Here is a 20,115-nt window from a genome sequence, read left to right as displayed (position 1 = left end):
ATATGATATTAAAGGCTAACAATAAGGAGAGTCAAACAAAACCTAGATAAAATATCAGGAATTATATATCATATAAAATCTATGAGGAATATTCATAAAAACGAACTCAATATATATTAGTCGATACTCTTTTAAAAAGAATTTTCAAAAGTAATTAAACTAATTTGGTATACTTTTTATGCTCTACACATCAGAATTAACCTATATATCCCCTACTCTACTATTATAAGATCAAATCATCAGTTTATGATGTTTTTTGATAAAAATATTCAAAAATTTATTCAAAAAAAATAAGCACAAAACCCCACAAAAAAGCTATTCAACTAATTTTTGGCGGATCTTTACCACCCGCTTAATCCAATCAAATTTCCCTGTCGGGAAGATATAATCATTTGCCGGTTTTATAATAGTGCGAGTTCCTATTTCTTCACATTTTTGAATCAACAAATAACAATATTTTTTAACCAAAGTAATGAGAAGGTAATATCGGATTGTTCAAAGATATCCTAGTATAATATTTCGTGATATAAGAAACAAAATGTTTGTACCAATGAGACTTAGTTAACAATCATAGAATATTTCTCTTCTCATTACTTAAAACACAAATAATTATGTCTGTAACAGTTTATGAACACAAAAATTTTAAAGGAAATCAAGCCAAGCTTAAAGCAGGTAAATATCCTGTCATCCCTATTGGTATCGACAAATTAAGTTCTGTAAAAGTGGAACCTGGATCTTATGCTGTATTTTTCATTACCAGAGGTTTCAGAGATGGATCATTTACTCTTTTCCCAGGAGAATATCCGAATTTTGGTTCTATGGATAATAAGATTGACTCTGTAAAGGTATTTGATCACGACTCAAGTATTTTTCCTATTATCAGCTTCTATACAAATACTCACTTTAAAGGGATTCAACAAAATTTAGCAGGAACAGGACAGGTTACGAACTTTGATTCTCCTTTTATTAAACACGATGTTTTTTCATCAGTTAAAGTCCCTGAAGGAGTGACTTTAACAATTTTCAAACATTCGAATCGCCAGGGTCCTTCTCTTACTCTAGATGCTGGAGAGTACAAAGACCTAGGAATTTTTGGATTTAATGATGTCGCTTCTAGCGTGCAAATCGTACAAAATAATTTAGAAGTAACTAATATTAAATACACCAATTCGGTAACCAGAGATGGAGAACCTATTATCATAGACAGTATTGCTCAAAACGGATCGAGTTTAGAACAGCAGGTTAATCTAACATTAGAAACTGCATATGAAGAGACTTTTACTAGATCGTTTAGTAATTCTACTCTTTTTGGACTTGAAATAAGTACAACTGCCAATGTAGGAGTAGAACTTGGTCCATTGAGTGCTAGTGTAGAACAAACAGTAACAACAACATTTGAGAATACCTTTACTTTTGGTAAAGAAGAATCCAAAACAAAAACTATCAATATTTCTAAAGAACTTAATGTGAGTGTTCCGCCAGAAAATATTGCAAAAGCCGTTATGACTCTTACTCCTCAACAAGTAACAATCGATGCAATCTATACGTTAAGACTAAAAGGAACCGATCTGACAACTAAACAAAATGTAACTATTGAGAGCAAAAGTGCTGCTGTAGGGATGGTAATTGTTGAAAAATTTACGCCAATAGCTCAGTAAATCAAAAAGAGATAAATCACCTAAACTAAATAGATCTCATTTATAATACATCCCTTGGACTCTGATTGAAATATTTTAATTAAAGTTCAAGGGATAATAATAACCATTCGAGAATAATGTTAAGATGTAGAGCAATCTTTACAAACTCCTGTAAGAATACAATTAACTTTTTCTACTATATAATCATTTGATAATGAAAAATTAACTGGCTCGGGTAAACATGAGATTGTCTCACATTTTTCACAACGAAAATGAAAATGATGCAATGACTTACGGTCTTCATCACATTCTAAACAAATGGCAAAATATTGTCTCCCATCATCTGCGACAATTCTATGTAAAATACCATCTTCACAATAATTATTTAACACTCGGTAAATAGTTGCTCTGTTAATATCTACATTAATTTTCTTTTCAATGGCACTTTGACTCATTGCCTTACCAGATGCATTCAACACAGAGAGAACTGCTTCTTTGGTAGCCGTATTTCTTCTTTTCATTACAAAAAATATTTATTGCGACACTCTTGCAATAATACAAAACATTTATATATTTGCTTTAATTAATGCGACATATTTGCATTAAATAAAATCATCATTAAGATTATATAAATAACTTTAAACATATTATAGAATGAATATTCCAAAAAAACTCGATGTAATAATAATAGGAGGAAGCTACTCAGGCTTATCAGCTGCTATGGCATTGGGGCGATCATTACGTAATGTTTTAATTATTGATACCAGCAAGCCTTGTAACCAACAGACACCTCATTCACATAATTTTATCACTCAAGATGGTGCAACACCAAATGAAATTTCGCAAAAAGCGAAATCACAAGTTCTAAAATACAATACCGTACATTTTATCAATGACAGGGCCATCAAAGGAATGAAAACAAACAATACTTTTCATATTCTGACTGATTCAGGAAAAGAATTTGAAGCTAAAAAATTGATTTTTGCTACTGGTATAAAAGATATAATGCCAACCATTACAGGATTTTCTGATTGTTGGGGTATTTCAGTTGTCCATTGCCCTTATTGTCATGGATACGAAATAAGAAGTAAGAAAACAGGAATTATCGCAAATGGAGAAAAAGCTTTTCACTTAGCTCCTCTAATAAGTAATCTTACCAACGATATTAGTATATTAACTAGAGGAAAAACTGGTTTTAATCCTGAACAACTATCAAAATTAAAAAAGAACAACATAAAAATCGTTGAAAAAGAAATTTCAGAAATCGAACACGAACAAGGAAATATTAAGAATGTGATTTTTAATGATGGTAGTAAAGAATCATTTGAAGCTACGTATGCTGTACTTCAATTTAAACAAAGCTCCGACATACCAGAATTAATAGGGTGCGAACTTAACGAACAAGGATATATAACAGTAGATCAGATGCATAAAACAACAATAGAAGGTGTATTTGCTTGTGGAGATAACTGTTCACCAATGCGTTCTGTAGCGAATGCAGTTGCCTCAGGAAACATAGCCGGTGCAGTAATAAATCGTGAATTAGCCAACGAACAATTTTAAAATTATGAGAATTTAATGTATCTAAGATAACATATACTTTTTCCTCTTTTTCTAACGTTATGGGTATAATCCACATTCCCAAATCATTATGAAAAACTATCTCCTACTACTCTTTTCAATTTCATACTATATGGTTACTGCTCAAAACACATATTATGTATCCAACAGATCCGGAAACAATAATAATGATGGATCACAAGAATCTCAATGGGAAACTATACAATATGGAGTAGATCAATTAGAACCCGGTGACATCCTAAATGTAGAAGCAGGAACTTATACAGAGATTGTAACATTTAATGGAAATAAAGATTCAGGAACTTCTAGCAATCCAATTAAAGTACAAGCTATAGGAAATGTAATTATAGATGCAAGCTCAATCATACCGACAGGAAGAAAAGGATTAATTACAATTTCTGGAGCTAGTAATCTTATCATAGATGGTTTTGAACTACAAAATTACCAAACACCCAATCCAGTAAACAATGATAATAGTACACCTATTGGTATCTTGGTGGCAGGTAGCTGTACTAATTTGGTGATACGAAACAATAAAATCCACGATATAAATAATTTCTCCTCCTGTACGCAGAATAGTGGATGTGGTCCTGGAGCCAATGGAATAGCTGTATATGGTGATACCATTTCTGGAATTCAAGATATAGAATTAATAGGCAATGAAGTATATAAATGTGTGACCTCATCGAGTGAATCATTTACCTTAAACGGAAACATAAACGGTTTTAAAGTAATCAATAACTATGTGCATGATAATAACAATATAGGATTTGACTTTATCGGTTTTGAAGATGATGTTTGTGCAGCTTGTGGTGATAAAAATCAAGTCAGAAATGGCATTGTAAAAGGCAATCGTTCTATTCGTAACACCATTTTTGGTAATCCATCTCTAGGCGTTCCTGAAAACCCTTGGTATCAATCTGAAATTAATAATAATGAAGGAAACGCAGGTGGTTTCTATGTAGATGGAGGGCGTAATATTATATTTGACGGTAATTTATCAGCGGAAAATGATCTCGGTTTTGAGTTTGGAAGTGAAAATCAATTTAGAGAAACATCCGATATTCTTATGATTAATAATTACGTATACAACAATAAAGAAAATGGAGTTATTACTGGAGGATATTCTTCTACAGAAGATGATCCTGATGGCGGAGGTGGTGATGCGGTTAGAATATATATTTATAATAATTCTTTCTATAAAAATAAAGGTTGGGGAAGCGAAGTGGTATTTCAGAATCGAGTAAAAGATAGTCATGTCGCCAATAATATTTTTTTTGGTGAAACTTCTACATCTGATTGTCATGAAAATTTTAACCCTAGTTCTAATACTAATAATAACTGGGGAACTAATCTTTGGTGGGGAAGTTCCGTTTCTGGATCTGTTCCTGGGTCATCAATTACACAGAATCCTAATTTTATAGATCCAGATAGCGGTAATTTAGATATCCTAACATCTTCTTCTGCTGCTATCGATGCCGGTAGTATCCAAAACGATATTACCACGTGGACTGATCTTTTCTGGGACACCAATTTCCCTACTAACGGTTCAATATCCGCACATGGATCTATGGATTATAATGGTAATAACAGATTTGTAAACATAATTGATCTGGGCGCATCTGAATTTAGTAACACTTTAGGAATAGAGACCGTAGAAGAAAAACCTGTACCTATGACCTACCCAAACCCGGTAAAAGATGTTATCCATTTCTCCACATCTAACGGAGATTATTCATATACTATCTACGATCTTACAGGTAAGAAACTAACACAAGGAATAGCTTCTGAGAAAATCATGATTTCGAATCTACGTGCAGGACTCTATGTTTTATCCCTTAAAGATGCAACTAGTGTATGGTCTTATAAATTTGTTAAGGAATAGCTTCTAATGATCCCTTTTACTTAAATTAGGCGATCAAATTAACACAGATGAAGACATTTTTTACTACAACACTCTTTTTATTTTCTATCGTTTTAACTGCACAAACCGACCAACGGATATATGATATCATTGATGCGATTTCTTCAGAAAGAATTGAAACTGACATAAAAAAACTAGCTGGTTTCGGCACTAGACATACTCTAAGTGATACAGTTTCTACAACCAGAGGAATTGGTGCAGCTAGAAGATGGATTAAATCAGAGTTTGATAATATCTCCAAAAGTTGCAACAATTGTCTTGAGGTATTTTATCAAAAAGATTTGGTAAAAAAAGGTGCTAATCAGCGTATCATAAAAGATGTAATGGTAGTTAATGTAGTAGCGATACAGCGGGGAACCAAATACCCTAATCGATTTATTATGATGAGTGGTGATATTGATTCGCGTATCACTGACCCAACTAATTTCACCGACGATTCTCCTGGAGCTAATGATAATGCTACTGGTATGGCTGGTGCTATAGAGGCAGCAAGAGTTTTATCAAAATATAAATTCGAAAATAGTATAGTATATGTTGGATTATCTGGGGAAGAGCAAGGACTTTTTGGAGGAAAAGGATTAGCAAACTACGCAAAAACGAAAAATTGGGAAATCATTGGAGTAATGAACAATGATATGATCGGAAATATCAAAGGAGTAGATGGCGTTATAGATAATAGAACATTCAGAATTTTCTCGGAGCCTACCAATCTTACAGATGATAAAAAAACAGTAGAAAGAAGACGTTTTTATGGAGGAGAAATAGATGGAATCTCTCGTCAATTAGCTCGATACATTCATAAAACTACTAAAACATATATGCCAGAGATGAATCCTATGATGGTGTATCGTCTAGACCGTTTTGGTCGTGGTGGTCATCACCGTCCTTTTAACGACGCAGGTTTTGCTGGAATTCGTATTATGGAAGCACACGAAAACTATACACAGCAGCATCAAGATATCAGAGAAGAAAATGGGATCAAATATGGAGATGTAGTCGAACATGTAAATTTTGAATACGCTGCAAAATTAACCGCAGTAAATGCAATAAATATGGCAAGTATTGGGTGGGCACCTCCTACTCCAACTGAAGTGAAAATCGGAGGAATTGTGGAACCGTCAGCTAAATTTAAATGGAAAAAAGTAAACGATCCAAATATCAAAGGGTATAAAATTTATTGGAGAGATACCACTTCTCCAACTTGGGATCACAGCCGATTTGTTGGCAATGTAGATAACTTTACACTTGATGGCATTGTTATTGACAATTACTTTTTTGGTATAGCGGCAGTTGGAAAAAACGGACATGAAAGTCCAGTAGTGTTCCCTTCTGGTATATTTAGAAAATAAACTTTTTACAGCATATTAACCATATTTACCTAACCACATAATTCATGAAAATCTTAAAACTTATAGCCATCCTTTCTCTTCTTTGCACAATCTCCTGTAAACAAGAATCAGACAAAAAGAAACCATTAGTTTCAACTGATATTGCTGCGGTACTACCTGCCGATACAAAAGGAAAAGTTATAATACATGAAAATTTTAAATCAGAACACGTAATCCCGAGAAATGTAGAAGTATTTCTCCCAGACGGATATGATACAAATTCAAAAAAGAAATATAATGTATTATACATGCATGACGGACAAAATGTTTTTAACTCAAAAACTTCTTATACCGGTATTGATTGGGGAGTAGATGAAGCTATAGATAGTTTAATTAAACTAAAAAAAATAAAAAATACTATTGTTGTGGCTCCTTGGAATACGGTAAAAAAACGTTTTTCTGAATACATGCCAGAAGCTCCAGCTGAAGCAACCAGTAGTGCAGAAGTGAAAGCTGCTTTAAAACAAAACACAGGGTTTGATGATTTATATTCTGATGAATATTTGAAATTTTTAGTAGAAGAATTAAAACCATTTATTGATAAAACCTATAATGTATATACCACAGTAGAAAACACGGCTATTATGGGATCTTCCATGGGTGGATTGATATCTCTTTATGCAATCTGCAAATATCCGAAAGTATTTGGAGCTGCTGGTTGTGTTTCTACTCATTGGCCAGTTCCTGTACTAGGAGAAGCATATATGAAAACACTACCTTCTACCCTTCCCGACCCAAAAACTCACAAAATATATTTTGATTTCGGAACAGAAACGCTAGACGCACAGTATGAGCCTTATCAAAAGCAAGTAGATCAAATGATGCTAGACAAAGGATATAAAAAAGGAGTAAATTGGATCACTAAAAAATTTGAAGGTGCATCTCATGATGAAAAGAGTTGGAATGAAAGAATACATATTCCACTAGAATTTTTATTGCAATAAATTAAACAAAAATGAATAAATTTTTCTCAATCGTATGCTTTATTTGTGGACTATCTCCAATGTGTGCACAGACCTCTCTTTTTGATGAACATCAAAAATTCACAAGACAAGATTCTTTAAGAGGTTCTATAACTCCGGAGAGAGCTTGGTGGGATCTTACTTATTATCATTTAGATATATCTGTAGATCCAGATGAGAAATCGATAAAAGGAAAAAACACCATTCATTATAAGGTATTAGAAAACGAAAATGTGCTACAGATAGACCTTCAGCCACCATTAGTTATAGAAAAAGTAATACAAGATGGAAAGAAACTAAAAGTAATCTCTGAAGAGAATGCTCATTTTGTCACGCTTACCAAAAAACAAAAAAAAGGAAGTATCAATTCAATAGAAGTTTATTATAGTGGTAACCCACGTGAAGCAGTTCGTGCGCCTTGGGATGGAGGGATTTCTTGGAAAAAAGACATTAATGGAAAACATTTCGTTGCTTCATCTTGTCAAGGTTTAGGAGCTAGTGTATGGTGGCCCAATAAAGATCATATGTATGATGAAGTAGACAGTATGCTTGTTAGTGTTACTGTTCCCAAAGGTTTAATGAATGTTTCTAATGGTAGACTTCGGAAAGTTGAGGAGAAAAAGCCAAATACCAAAACATATCATTGGTTCGTCCAAAATCCAATAAATAATTATGGTGTTAATATTAATATAGGCGATTATGTACATTTTGGGGAGCAGTATGATGGTGAAAAAGGAAATCTTGACATGGATTATTATGTGTTAAGAGATAATCTAGAAGCTGCAAAAAAACAGTTTAAAGATGCTCCTAAAATGATGAAAGCCTTCGAGCATTGGTTTGGTCCTTATCCTTTTTATGAGGATAGTTTTAAACTTGTAGAAGTGCCATATCTAGGGATGGAGCATCAGAGTTCTGTCACCTACGGAAATAAATACGTAAACGGATATTTAGGGAATGATTTATCCGGTACTGGATGGGGATTAAAATTTGATTTTATCATTATTCATGAATCAGGTCATGAGTGGTTTGCTAATAATATTACCTATAAGGATATTGCTGATATGTGGATACATGAAAGTTTCACAGCATATTCGGAGAATATATTTTTAGACTATTACTACGGAAAAAAAGCTTCTTCGGAATATGTTATTGGTACCCGTCAAGGAATTAGAAATGACAAGCCAATTATTGGTCAATATGATGTAAATCATGAAGGATCTGGTGATATGTATTATAAAGGTGCTAATATGCTACACACCTTGCGTCAACTTATAGAAGATGATGAGAAATGGAGAACTATCTTAAGAGAGTTAAATAAAGAATTTTACCATAAGACAGTTACTACTAAACAGATCGAAGACTTCCTTAGTAAAAAAACCAACATTGATCTAACTGCGTTTTTTAATCAATACTTAAGAGATACCAGAGTACCTACCTTAGAGTATGGATTTGATGATACTGGGTTAAGATATAGATACATTGATATTGTAGAAGATTTCGATATGCCTATACGTTTAAAAGTAGATGGAAAAAACAAATGGATACAACCTAATAAAAATTGGCAAGTACTAAAGGTAAAAGTAAATCAAGTTGATATTGATCCGAATTTTTATATAAATGCTAAATCTATTTAATGAAAATATATTTCCCTCAGTGGCAAGGATCTGGAACTGGCAAAAGCATAGAAGATGGAGCTAGAACTATCTTAGACTACTTAGATGATCCAGAATTTGTTCATATTCCATTATCAAAAATAACAGCCGGAAAAAATGGAGAAAAGAAACATCATATTAATAATTATGATGCAATCAATGAACAATTAACTCGCTTAAAAACAAGCATTAGTCAAAAACAACCTAAAACAATCAAAACCATTGGTGGAGATTGCGGGTTAGAAATCATTCCTGTTTCTTATCTAAATCAAAAATATACCAATCTCGGTGTTATTTGGTTTGATGCACACGCAGATATTAATAAACCTTGTGACTCTCCTAGTTGTAATTTTCATGGTATGCCATTGAGAACCTTATTAGGTGAAGGTTCAGAACACATGAACAATCTACTGTTCTCTACTATTGAAGCTTCACAGATACATTATATTGGGGTTAGAGATATAGATGACACAGAACAAAACAGAATTGATACTGGGGAAATTTATGCCCCTAAAAAAACCAATATTATTGATTTGATAAACACATTACAGTCAAAAAAGATAACAAACCTATATCTACATTTTGATTTTGATTGTCTAGAACCCAATGACTATAATAAGACTTATTATCAAGTAACCGATGGTGTTACTATTCCTGAAGCTGAAACTTGTATCAAAGCATTACAACAAAACTTCTCTATAGTTGGCAGTAGTGCTCTGGAATCGATAACCACAGAGATTTCCGAATTACACCCTATAAAAGGAATTATTGAATTATTAATTAACAAATAAACGTTATGTCAGGAGGTAACTGGAAAGATATGTTATTAGCATCACAAACTGGTGATTTAGAATTGGTAAAATACTATGTTAAAACTGGTGTTGACATTAATTATCAACACCCAGAAGCAATGACAACTCCTCTTATTGAAAGTTTTCGATTTGGAAATATAGACATTGCCAAATTTCTATTAAAGAATGGCGCCGATGTGCATGCCAAAGAAGGTTTTAGCGGAGATACAGCGTTATCAGTAGCAACTGAAAAACAAAATCAAGAAGCTTTAAAATTATTAAATCTTTACCTAAAGTCATAAACAAAAATACATTTGAACAACATTAGTTTTTGACAAAAACAGAGATTAAACATAGAAATTGAAGAACAATAAATGACCGCTTACATCATCTCTTTTATAGCTGCCATCATACTGGGTATGTCCAAATCTGGTTTAAAAGGAATGGGAGTTCTTATCGTTACATTAATGGTACTAGTACACGGAGCTAAAGCTTCTACAGGTATTGTATTACCGCTCTTAATTTTTGCAGATATACTCGCAGTGATATATTATAATAGACATGCACAATGGAAATACTTAATTAAATTTCTTCCTTGGATGATAGCAGGAGTATTGGTCGCTGTTTTCGTTGGAAAAGATCTTAGTGAAGAAGTTTTTAAAAAAGGAATGGCAGTCATTATAATTGTGAGTGTAATAATTATGTTTCTTTGGGAGCGCTATGAAAAGAAAAACATTCCAAATGCTATTTGGTTTGCTGGGTCAACTGGTTTCTTAGCAGGATTCACCACCATGATTGGAAACTTGGCCGGCGCGTTCTCTAATATATTTTTCCTTGCAATGCGCATACCAAAAAATGAATTTATAGGAACTGCTGCTTGGTTATTCTTTATTATCAATTTAATCAAATTACCTTTTCATATTTTTAGTTGGAAAACAATCACCCAACAATCAATACTTACGGACTTATATTTAATTCCAGGAGTACTACTGGGATTTATAATAGGGTTAAGAGTTGTTAAATTATTTGAAGATCAACAATATAGAAAGTTCATTCTAATTATGACAGCTATTGGAGGAATTGTAATTTTATTCCGATAGTTTAAATCCTATATTAATGTTATTTAAGATAACTTTCTCATCTGTTTAAAGCCTTATGCTTTACCTTTATAAGAAAAGGTTAGTTATGTTTACATTATTTAAGAAAAAATCAGAGAAAGAACAACTTCAAAAAAAGTATCGCTCGTTAATGGAGGAATCCTATAAACTCTCCCATACAAATCGCAAAGCTAGTGATAACAAACAAGCTGAAGCTGAAGAAATTTTAAAAAAGATAGAACAACTACCTGAATAATTCTCAATTACCAATTAAATGAGCAATTATATAACATCATATATCTTTATTATGCTAATGACACCTTCTTTAGTAATTTTTGACTTTGACGCAAACAGTAATTTATCCAATTGGAATGTTGTTAATGATGGAGTTATGGGTGGGATATCCAAAGCAAAATTAGAAATCAACCAAGATGGAAATGCTATTTTTAAAGGCACTGTTTCTTTAGAAAACAACGGTGGATTTGCATCTTTGAGGTACCGTTTTAACACTAAAGAAGTTGGAGAATATACTAAAGTTATAATCCGGTTGAAAGGAGATAAAACGACTTACCAATTTAGGACAAAAACTAATGCCTATGATCGGCATTCTTACATAGCACTTTTTGAAACCACTGGTGAGTGGCAAACTATTGAAATCTCATTATCCGAAATGTATCCTGCATTTAGAGGAAGAAAACTAAGTATTCCAAATTATCCATCAGAACAGATGCAAGAAATTGCCTTTTTGATCGGAAATAAGAAAGCTGAAAATTTTAAATTAGAAATTGATAAAATATCCCTACAATAAGTAATTGTATTAGAACCTCATGGGACTCTTTTTATTTAACTTTAAAAGAACTCATCTGTAATGATATCTCTATTTATTCGACTGAGAAATAAAAATCATGAATAAAGGCTTTGGGATACTTTTTTTGAGCATTCTGATATTCCTAGGTTGTTCTACAGATGATCAAAGCTTATATGACCCAAATGCCGAAAGAATTCCTCCTACAATTTCTCATGATGGTATTTTTGCAGACCCTAATATATGTCAAGAAGCAAAAGATTTATACACTAGATTAATTTCATCTACACAAAAAGGTATTGCTTTTGGACGACAAGAAGCTTTTGGTACAGGAAATAACTTTCCCATGCCCGATAAACTTGATAATGATTTTTATGAAGTTGCTAATGATCATCCTGCGATTGCCGGTTTTGATTTAGAACTTATATCACTTCAAAATACCTTAGTTATTGACAATTTTATAGAAAAGTTCTCTAATTCGGTAATAGAAGCACACGAAAACGGAAGTATTATTACTATGACCTGGCACGCAGTAAATCCTAGTCATATACAAGGTTTTGAAAGAAGAGATAATGTAGTGGCTGATATGCTAGAAGGTGGAGAGTTTAGAGATCTTTTTTTAGAGTCGTTAGGAAAAATAGCTACTCTTTTTAAAAATTTAAAAGATTCAGAAGGAAAACCAATACCTATACTATTTAGACCTTGGCACGAAATGAATGGCGACTTTTTTTATTGGGGAGAAGGTTTTAGAACTACTGATGAGTATATTCAATTATACAGAGATACAATTACAATTTTATCTGAAGATTTGGACGTACATAACTTGATTTATATATATTCCCCTAATTGGGTTTCTGATGCTTCTGAATATATGAGAAATTATCCTGGTGATTCCTATGTGGATATGTTCGGTGTTGATGTATATGACTTTATGAATGGAAGATTTTTACAAAATGCACTAAATAATTTACAAATAGTAGAAAGTATTGCTACTGATAAAAACAGACTTTTTGCACTTACCGAAACTGGTTTAACGAATGTAACTCGGAACGATTGGTGGACAGAAAGCCTTTATAAAGCAATCAGAAGCAGTAGTATATCATATGCCATGGTTTGGCGTAATGATACTCCTTCTTTTTTCCATGTTCCTTTTTTAAATCATCCTTCAGTTGAAAACTTTAGAGGTTTTTTAGAAAAAGGTACGATCTTATTAAGCAGCGATACGCAGTAAAAACCATAATTTATAGGGTTAAAAATAACTACGCTTTTAAATCCATTTCTTTTAGACTTTCCATTCTGTTTCTTTCTAAAAATGCATCAATAGTTTCGAAATGCTCTATTACTCTTTTATTTTTAAATTCGAATACCTTATTGGATAATCCTCTTAAAAAATCTCGATCGTGTGAAACTAATATTAATGTCCCATCAAAATTCAATAATGCCTCTTTCAAAACATCTTTAGATCGAATATCAAGATGATTTGTTGGCTCATCAAGAATAAGAACATTTACAGGTTCTAAAAGTAATTTTACCATTGCTAGACGTGTTCTTTCTCCTCCAGAGAGCACGCCAACCTTTTTATCGATATGATCACCGCTAAACATAAACTGTCCTAATATATTTTTAATCTGTGTCCTCACATCTCCTTTTGCTACCTCATCAACGGTCTGAAAAACAGTGAGATTTGGATCCAGTAAAGCAGCTTGATTTTGAGCAAAATAACCAACTTTAGCATTATGTCCAAGGTCGCATTGACCTTCAAAATCAATCTCTCCCATAATTGCTTTGATCATGGTGGATTTACCTTCTCCATTTCTACCAACAAAAGAGACTTTTTCTCCTCGTCCTATAGACATATTAGCTTCTTTAAAAACTACGTGTTCATCATATTTTTTTGATAAATCTTTTGCAATAACCGGATAATCACCAGAGCGAGCCGATGGAGGAAATCGTAACTTTAAAGAAGATGTATCTACTTCATCGATTTCTATAATATCTAGTTTTTCTAGCATACGTTCTCTAGAGTTTACTTGATTCGTTTTGGAATATGTGCCCTTAAATCTTTCTATAAACTGTTTGGTATCTGCAATGAACTTTTGTTGTTCTTGATATGCTTTTAATTGATGAGAACGTCTCTCTTCTCTTAGTTGAAGATAATGTGTGTAATTAGCCTTGTAATCATAGATTCTTCCCATAGTTACCTCAATGGTTCTATTAGTAATATTATCTATAAATGCTTTATCATGAGAAATTACAATAACGGCCTTCGCCTTATTTAACAAGAAATCTTCTAACCATATTACAGATTCTATATCTACATGGTTCGTAGGCTCATCTAATAAAATTAAATCAGGTTTTTGTAATAATATTTTAGCAAGTTCAATACGCATTCTCCAACCACCACTAAACTCACTAGTCGGTCTTGTAAAATCTTCTCGCCTAAACCCTAATCCTTGTAAAGCTTTTTCTACCTCTGCGTCATAGTTTACCTCTTCTATAGCATAAAACTTTTCTCCAAGATCCGTTACCTTCTGAATGATTCCCATGTACTCATCCGAATCATAATCCGTACGAGTTTCTAATTCCTTATTCAATCGATCCATTTCTTGTTGCATCTCATGAATTTGACCAAACGCTTTAGATGCCTCTTCAAATACAGTACAATCATCATCCGTTAACAAGTGCTGAGGTAAATATGCAATCACAGCTTCTTTAGGACAACGTACATTTCCTCTAGAAGCTTTCTGTACACCGGCAATAATCTTCATCATTGTAGATTTACCAGCTCCATTCTTACCCATTAAGGCAATCTTATCATTTTCATTAATCACAAAAGAGACATTGCTAAATAATGTTTCTCCACTAAACTCTACTGCAATTCCATCTACAGAAATCATATTATTTTATTTTAAAGTGCAAAACTATAAAAAAGCGGATCACTACAAAGGAATTAAAAGATATAAAAAGAGAATTAACTGAACATCATTTTATAACTATTAGGGTTATATGTAAACATTATTCTAAAAGGAATAGAAATATTGATACACAATCAATCTTAATCGCTAAACATATTATTAACATCCATTATATTCTCGCTACAGACTATATCAACAAGGGAAAAAAACCCTAATAATATCGGTGTTACAACTATACAAAAACCGTTATTTACTGATTGTATTACAGACACTTACGTAATAAATTTGTTCTCAGAAAGGCAATTCCGGAAGACCTTTATTAATTACATACTTTTAAAACCTTTTAATTATGAAAAAATCAATTTTCAAAACACTTACCATTGCATTCATCCTTGGTATTGTTTTAGTAGCTTGTGAAAAAAATGAAGAAGAGCTACAAGATGAACAATTACAGGAGTTACAGGAAACTCCAACTAAAAATGCAAAATATGTAGATGAACTAGATCAGACTTCATATGAAGTTGCAAAAATTCAAAAAGATGGTCACGAATATCATTTTATTGCATTAGGCGACGAAGATGAGATGATTGTGGCAGAAACATTATACGGGAATGCTTCTAAAAATGCTGAAGAAAGTTTACATAGCATAGAGCAGTCACCTTTTAATCTTTTTATCGCTTTAACATCGAATTCTGTATCCATCCCTGAACGAGTTGCTAAAACAGCTAAAGGTTCAGAACTACAGCAATCTGGAAGAAATATTGAAACCAGCGGAGTTTTATTAGAAATCAAAGATCCTAATTATTCAGAATCAATTGATCAAAAAGCTTGTTATGATATCGGTTCCACAGACTTTAGAAACATTTACTGTGGTGGAGTACCAGTTACCTCTACTCCTACAGATATTCGTTACTGTGATGATGGATTATGGTATTCTTTAACCAGAAGCTCTATTTATGGTGGAGATTGGAAAGAACTTGATGACACCTATACTCGTACAAATGTAGTTTGTGGATTAACTAGATTACAATTCTACGCTTGGGAAAATACTGCTTCTTGGCCTTTTAGCGACTGGAAATGGGTATTAAAATATCAGGTAGATCTACCTAATGGATACTGGTACTACTATTACTATACTTCTACAAATACAGAACGACAAGTAAAAAGAACTCGACCAACTAGTAGTGGATCTTTTAGAGCCTACACTAGATTCTATTAGAAGAACATATTACACAAATAATAAGATCCACCATACATTTACACAAATGTGTGGTGGATTATTTATTTCACTAAAATTAGTAACTTCATCATTAAAATATAAAAACATATTTAAATCATCTTTATGATCACTAAACCTGAGTTATACTTCAAAAATGATCAAGAATGGCGTATTTGGCTTCATGAGAATCATACGAATTCTGAAGGAGTGTATTTGATTTTTTATAAAGTAGAAAGTAAAGAACCTAGTATGCGTTGGGAAGAAGCTGTAAAGGTAGCACTCTGTTATGGATGGATAGATTCCACTGTAAAAAGATTAGATGATAAACGAAGAAGGCAATATTTCTGTCCACGAAAACCAAAAAGTGTTTGGAGCAAAGTAAATAAAACTTATATAGCAGACTTGGTCAAGAATAATTTAATGCAAAAAAGTGGTTTAAAATCGATAACTACAGCCAAAGAAAATGGGTCTTGGGGAGCTTTAGACAATGTAGAAAACGGTATTCTTCCGGAGGATTTACAAAAAGCTTTTAATACAAGTAAAATAGCATACACTAATTATAAAAATTTCTCACGAAGTTATCGAAAAAGCTATTTATACTGGCTAAACCAGGCCAAACGTCAAGAAACAAGAGACAAAAGAATTTCAGAAATCATAAGACTTTGCAAAGCTAATATCAAAACAAGAGATAATGGTAGATAACTTGAACAAAAAGAAATACTAATTTTAATATTAGAGAACAAACATTTCCATTAACAACACTTTAAGACATTTTGTTGTGTAATTCATTATTTTCGATTTTAATAAATCATATACAATGCACAAACACATCATCACTACCCTATTCCTAGGGTTGTTTCTAGTATTTAATACCCAAGCGCAAAAAGACAAAAAGAACTCTGCATGGGATGTTTCTAATCCCAATGGTCAATTTAACTATAAGGATCATACCTTTACTACAGATGAAGGAACCTGGATGAATCTCGATGTTAGTCCAGATGGAAAAACTATTGTTTTTGATCTTATGGGAGATATTTATAGCATTCCCGTAACAGGAGGAAAAGCCAAAACCTTACGTACAGGAATTCCTTTTGAAGTTCAACCACGTTTTAGTCCAGATGGATCAAAAATCTCTTTTACGAGTGATGCTGGTGGCGGAGATAATATTTGGTTAATGAATATCGACGGAAGCAATGCTAAACAAATAACTAAAGAAAAATTTAGATTATTAAACAATGCAACTTGGATGCCAGATGGAAATTATCTTATTGCTAGAAAACACTTTACATCTCAGCGTTCATTAGGAGCTGGAGAAATGTGGCAATATCATATTACTGGAGGCTCAGGAGTACAACTTACAAAAAGAAAAAATGATCAACAAGATGTAAACGAACCTAGTATTTCACCTGATGGAAAATATATGTACTATAGTGAAGATGTTTATCCTGGTGGTTTTTTTCAATACAACAAGGATCCAAATAAACAGATTTATGTAATCAAACGATACGATTTTGAAACCGGAGAAACTACAAGAATAACTGGAGGTCCTGGAGGTGCTGCAAGACCCCAAATATCTAAAGATGGTAAAAAACTAGCGTTTGTAAAACGTGTACGCACAAAAACAGTATTATATATCCACGATCTAGAAACTGGAGAAGAATGGCCAATTTATGATCAATTAAATAAAGATCAGCAAGAGGCTTGGGCAATCTTTGGAGTATATCCTAATTATAGCTGGATGCCAAACAATAATGAAATCGTATTTTGGTCTTCAGGAAAAATTAATAAAATTAATATAAAAGATTCTAGCGTTACCAACATCGAATTTACGGTAGATGCTACTCTAAAGATAGCAGAAACCGTTCATTTTAATACAGCTGTTGCCCCAAAAGAGTTTACAGCTAAAGTTATTCGTCATGCAGTAACTTCTCCTGACGGAACAACATTAGTTTTTAGTGCTTTAGGGAATCTATGGAGTAAAAAATTACCTAAAGGTAAACCTAAACGATTGACTACTCAGAACTCAGATTTTGAATTTGAACCAAGTTTCTCTCCAGATGGACAACATGTAGTTTTTGTAACTTGGAACGATGAAACATTTGGTTCTATTTGTAAAATCCCTGTATTAGGAGGAACTCCTATAAAACTGACCTCAGAAAAAGGCATATACCGAACACCTTCTTATAACCCTTCTGGTAACTTGATTACGTATCGAAAAGAAGGTGGAAATAATGACCAAGGAAGAAGTTTTAGTAAAAAAACTGGTATTTATACCATGTCTTCTTCCGGAAATAATCCAAAACTAGTTTTAAGGGAAGGAGAATATCCAAATTTTACGAAAGATGGGAAACGTATTTTCTATCAAACAGGAGGAACTTACTTTGGAAGTCTAACTAAAGAATTGAAATCAGCAGATCTTAATGGACAAGACAAAAAATCGCATATAAAATCAAAATACGCAAACCGATTAGTACCGAGTCCTGATAATAAATGGATCGCTTTTACCCATTTACACAAAGCCTATATAGCTCCCCTAATTATTAATGGAAAAACAATTGATTTAGATAATAAATCTACATTAGTTCCTGTCTCTCAAATTTCTAAAGACGCTGGTATTAACTTACACTGGTCCAAAAATAGCAAACAAGTATTCTGGACGCTTGGGAATCAGTATTTCTCAAATAAAATCGAAGATAGGTTTACATTCTTACCTAATTCTCCCGAAAAAGTAGGAGAAGTAACTGATAAAGGAATTTCTATTAATTTAATTACAGAAACAGATATACCAACAGGAAAAATTGTATTCACTAATGCGCGTATCATCACCATGGAAGGTGACAATGTAATTGAAGAGGGAACTATTATCATAAATGGAAACACGATAGAAAAGATTGGAAAAACAAGTGATATTAGCATTCCACAAAATGCAAAAGTATTCGACGTTAAAGGAAAAACAATTATGCCCGGTATCGTAGATGCACACGCACACGTTGGAGCATTTAGATATGGATTAACGACACAGAAGCATTGGCAACTATATGCTAATTTAGCTTTTGGGGTAACAACTGCTCATGACCCTTCTGCAAATACGGAAACTGTTTTCAGTATTTCGGAACTACTAAAAAGTGGAAAAATGGTGGGACCTAGACTTTATTCTACTGGTTTTATATTATACGGTGCGGACGGAGATTTTAAAGCAGTTGTAAATAATCTCGAAGATGCTAGATCTTCCATTCGTCGAACAAAAGCATTTGGCGCTAAATCAGTAAAAAGTTATAATCAACCGAGAAGGGATCAGAGGCAGCAGGTTATGCAAGCTGCTCGCGAATTAGAAATTAATGTCGTTCCCGAAGGAGGTTCTACTTTTTACCACAATATGAGTATGATCATGGATGGACATACAGGTGTAGAGCACAATATACCAGTAGCACCAGTTTATAAAGATGTATACGAGTTATGGAAAACTAGTAAAACAGGATATACACCCACATTAATTGTAAACTACGGAGGAATGAATGGAGAATATTTCTTCTACCAAAAAGATAATATTTGGGAAAATGAAAAATTATTAAAATACACGCCAAGATCTATCGTTGATGCTAGATCTCGTCATAGAACAATGGTTCCCGATGAAGAATATGAAAATGGACATATTTTGGTTTCTAAAACTGCGACAAAATTGACCAATGAAGGTGTCAAAGTTAATTTAGGAGCTCACGGTCAATTACAAGGTCTTGGAGCTCATTGGGAACTATGGATGCTTCAACAAGGTGGTATGACCAATATGCAAGCATTGCAAGCTGCAACCATAAATGGTGCTAATTATATCGGTGCGGGTAATGATATAGGATCGCTTAAAGAAGGAAAACTAGCGGATTTAATCGTTCTGGATAAAAACCCTTTAGAAAATATTCGAAATACAGAAACAGTAAAATATACTATGGTTAATGGCCGATTGTATGATACTGCAACCATGAATGAAATTGGGAATACTACAAAAGAAAGATCAAAGTTTTGGTGGGAAAATTCTAAATCTAACAAAGCTTTTCCTTGGCACGAAACGGCTCAGAGTTTTATGAAACCAGGTTGCGGGTGTCATCTAGGTCATAATTAAAAAGAAATTAGACAATCAAAAACAAAAAAT

17 protein-coding genes are annotated in these 20,115 nt (G+C 33.0%); 15 read left to right on the top strand and 2 right to left on the bottom strand.

Annotated elements, in window-relative coordinates; translation table 11 throughout:
* Positions 1–611 precede the first annotated feature (611 nt).
* A complete protein-coding gene (locus tag BMY33_RS12000; protein WP_091408712.1) occupies positions 612–1,658 on the top strand; it encodes a beta/gamma crystallin-related protein in 1,047 nt (348 codons plus the stop codon).
* A 119-nt stretch (positions 1,659–1,777) separates the two neighbouring features.
* On the opposite strand, the gene BMY33_RS11995 is transcribed toward BMY33_RS12000, so the two are convergent.
* Positions 1,778–2,158, bottom strand: coding sequence for a Fur family transcriptional regulator (locus tag BMY33_RS11995; protein WP_091408710.1), 381 nt, complete (start codon positions 2,156–2,158; stop codon positions 1,778–1,780).
* 133 nt (positions 2,159–2,291) lie between these two features.
* Here BMY33_RS11995 and BMY33_RS11990 point away from each other — a divergent pair, with 133 nt between their 5' ends.
* The 11 genes from BMY33_RS11990 (at position 2,292) to BMY33_RS11945 (ending at position 13,068) form a co-directional block, all read left to right on the top strand.
* The gene (locus BMY33_RS11990) at positions 2,292–3,200 is read left to right on the top strand and encodes an NAD(P)/FAD-dependent oxidoreductase (RefSeq protein WP_091408708.1); all 909 of its coding nucleotides are present in this window, start codon (positions 2,292–2,294) and stop codon (positions 3,198–3,200) included.
* A gap of 88 nt (positions 3,201–3,288) precedes the next feature.
* Positions 3,289–5,103 (top strand): T9SS type A sorting domain-containing protein, encoded by a 1,815-nt coding sequence (locus tag BMY33_RS11985; protein WP_091408706.1) that lies wholly within the window; start codon positions 3,289–3,291, stop codon positions 5,101–5,103.
* Positions 5,104–5,150: 47 nt separating this feature from the next.
* On the top strand, positions 5,151–6,491 hold the full coding sequence (locus tag BMY33_RS11980) for a M28 family peptidase (protein WP_091408704.1): 1,341 nt from the start codon (positions 5,151–5,153) through the stop codon (positions 6,489–6,491).
* Between the two features lie 44 nt (positions 6,492–6,535).
* Entirely contained in the window at positions 6,536–7,474 is a 939-nt protein-coding gene (locus BMY33_RS11975; RefSeq protein WP_091408702.1) for an alpha/beta hydrolase, read from the top strand.
* An 11-nt stretch (positions 7,475–7,485) separates the two neighbouring features.
* Positions 7,486–9,126, top strand: a complete 1,641-nt coding sequence (locus BMY33_RS11970) for a M1 family metallopeptidase (protein WP_091408699.1) — start codon at positions 7,486–7,488, stop codon at positions 9,124–9,126.
* A complete protein-coding gene (locus BMY33_RS11965; RefSeq protein ID WP_091408697.1) occupies positions 9,126–9,935 on the top strand; it encodes an arginase family protein in 810 nt (269 codons plus the stop codon). Before BMY33_RS11970 ends, BMY33_RS11965 begins: the two co-directional genes overlap by 1 nt.
* A gap of 5 nt (positions 9,936–9,940) precedes the next feature.
* Positions 9,941–10,237, top strand: coding sequence for an ankyrin repeat domain-containing protein (locus BMY33_RS11960; protein WP_091408695.1), 297 nt, complete (start codon positions 9,941–9,943; stop codon positions 10,235–10,237).
* Between the two features lie 72 nt (positions 10,238–10,309).
* Positions 10,310–11,035, top strand: a complete 726-nt coding sequence (locus BMY33_RS11955; protein WP_091408692.1) for a sulfite exporter TauE/SafE family protein — start codon at positions 10,310–10,312, stop codon at positions 11,033–11,035.
* Positions 11,036–11,120: 85 nt separating this feature from the next.
* A complete protein-coding gene (locus BMY33_RS23275) occupies positions 11,121–11,288 on the top strand; it encodes a Lacal_2735 family protein (protein WP_139195645.1) in 168 nt (55 codons plus the stop codon).
* Between the two features lie 18 nt (positions 11,289–11,306).
* Positions 11,307–11,840: a CIA30 family protein gene (locus BMY33_RS11950; protein WP_244543011.1), complete on the top strand. Its 534-nt coding sequence runs from the start codon at positions 11,307–11,309 to the stop codon at positions 11,838–11,840.
* Positions 11,841–11,937: 97 nt separating this feature from the next.
* A complete protein-coding gene (locus tag BMY33_RS11945) occupies positions 11,938–13,068 on the top strand; it encodes a glycoside hydrolase family 26 protein (protein ID WP_091408690.1) in 1,131 nt (376 codons plus the stop codon).
* A 28-nt stretch (positions 13,069–13,096) separates the two neighbouring features.
* Here BMY33_RS11945 and BMY33_RS11940 read toward each other — a convergent pair whose 3' ends face one another.
* Positions 13,097–14,734, bottom strand: coding sequence for an ABC-F family ATP-binding cassette domain-containing protein (locus BMY33_RS11940; RefSeq protein WP_091408688.1), 1,638 nt, complete (start codon positions 14,732–14,734; stop codon positions 13,097–13,099).
* A 367-nt stretch (positions 14,735–15,101) separates the two neighbouring features.
* Between BMY33_RS11940 and BMY33_RS11935 the strand changes: the two genes are divergently transcribed.
* The 3 genes from BMY33_RS11935 (at position 15,102) to BMY33_RS11925 (ending at position 20,085) form a co-directional block, all read left to right on the top strand.
* A complete protein-coding gene (locus BMY33_RS11935; RefSeq protein WP_091408685.1) occupies positions 15,102–15,971 on the top strand; it encodes a hypothetical protein in 870 nt (289 codons plus the stop codon).
* A gap of 123 nt (positions 15,972–16,094) precedes the next feature.
* Positions 16,095–16,673 carry a YdeI/OmpD-associated family protein gene (locus tag BMY33_RS11930; protein ID WP_091408684.1) on the top strand — a complete coding sequence of 193 codons (579 nt, stop codon included), beginning with the start codon at positions 16,095–16,097 and terminating at the stop codon, positions 16,671–16,673.
* 115 nt (positions 16,674–16,788) lie between these two features.
* Positions 16,789–20,085 (top strand): amidohydrolase family protein, encoded by a 3,297-nt coding sequence (locus BMY33_RS11925; RefSeq protein ID WP_091408681.1) that lies wholly within the window; start codon positions 16,789–16,791, stop codon positions 20,083–20,085.
* Positions 20,086–20,115: the final 30 nt, after the last annotated feature.

This window comes from Aquimarina amphilecti (assembly GCF_900109375.1).
In the GTDB taxonomy this organism is placed as follows: domain Bacteria; phylum Bacteroidota; class Bacteroidia; order Flavobacteriales; family Flavobacteriaceae; genus Aquimarina; species Aquimarina amphilecti.
The sequence above is the reverse complement of the archived record's forward strand: the minus strand, read 5'-3'. Positions and strand labels throughout refer to the sequence as shown.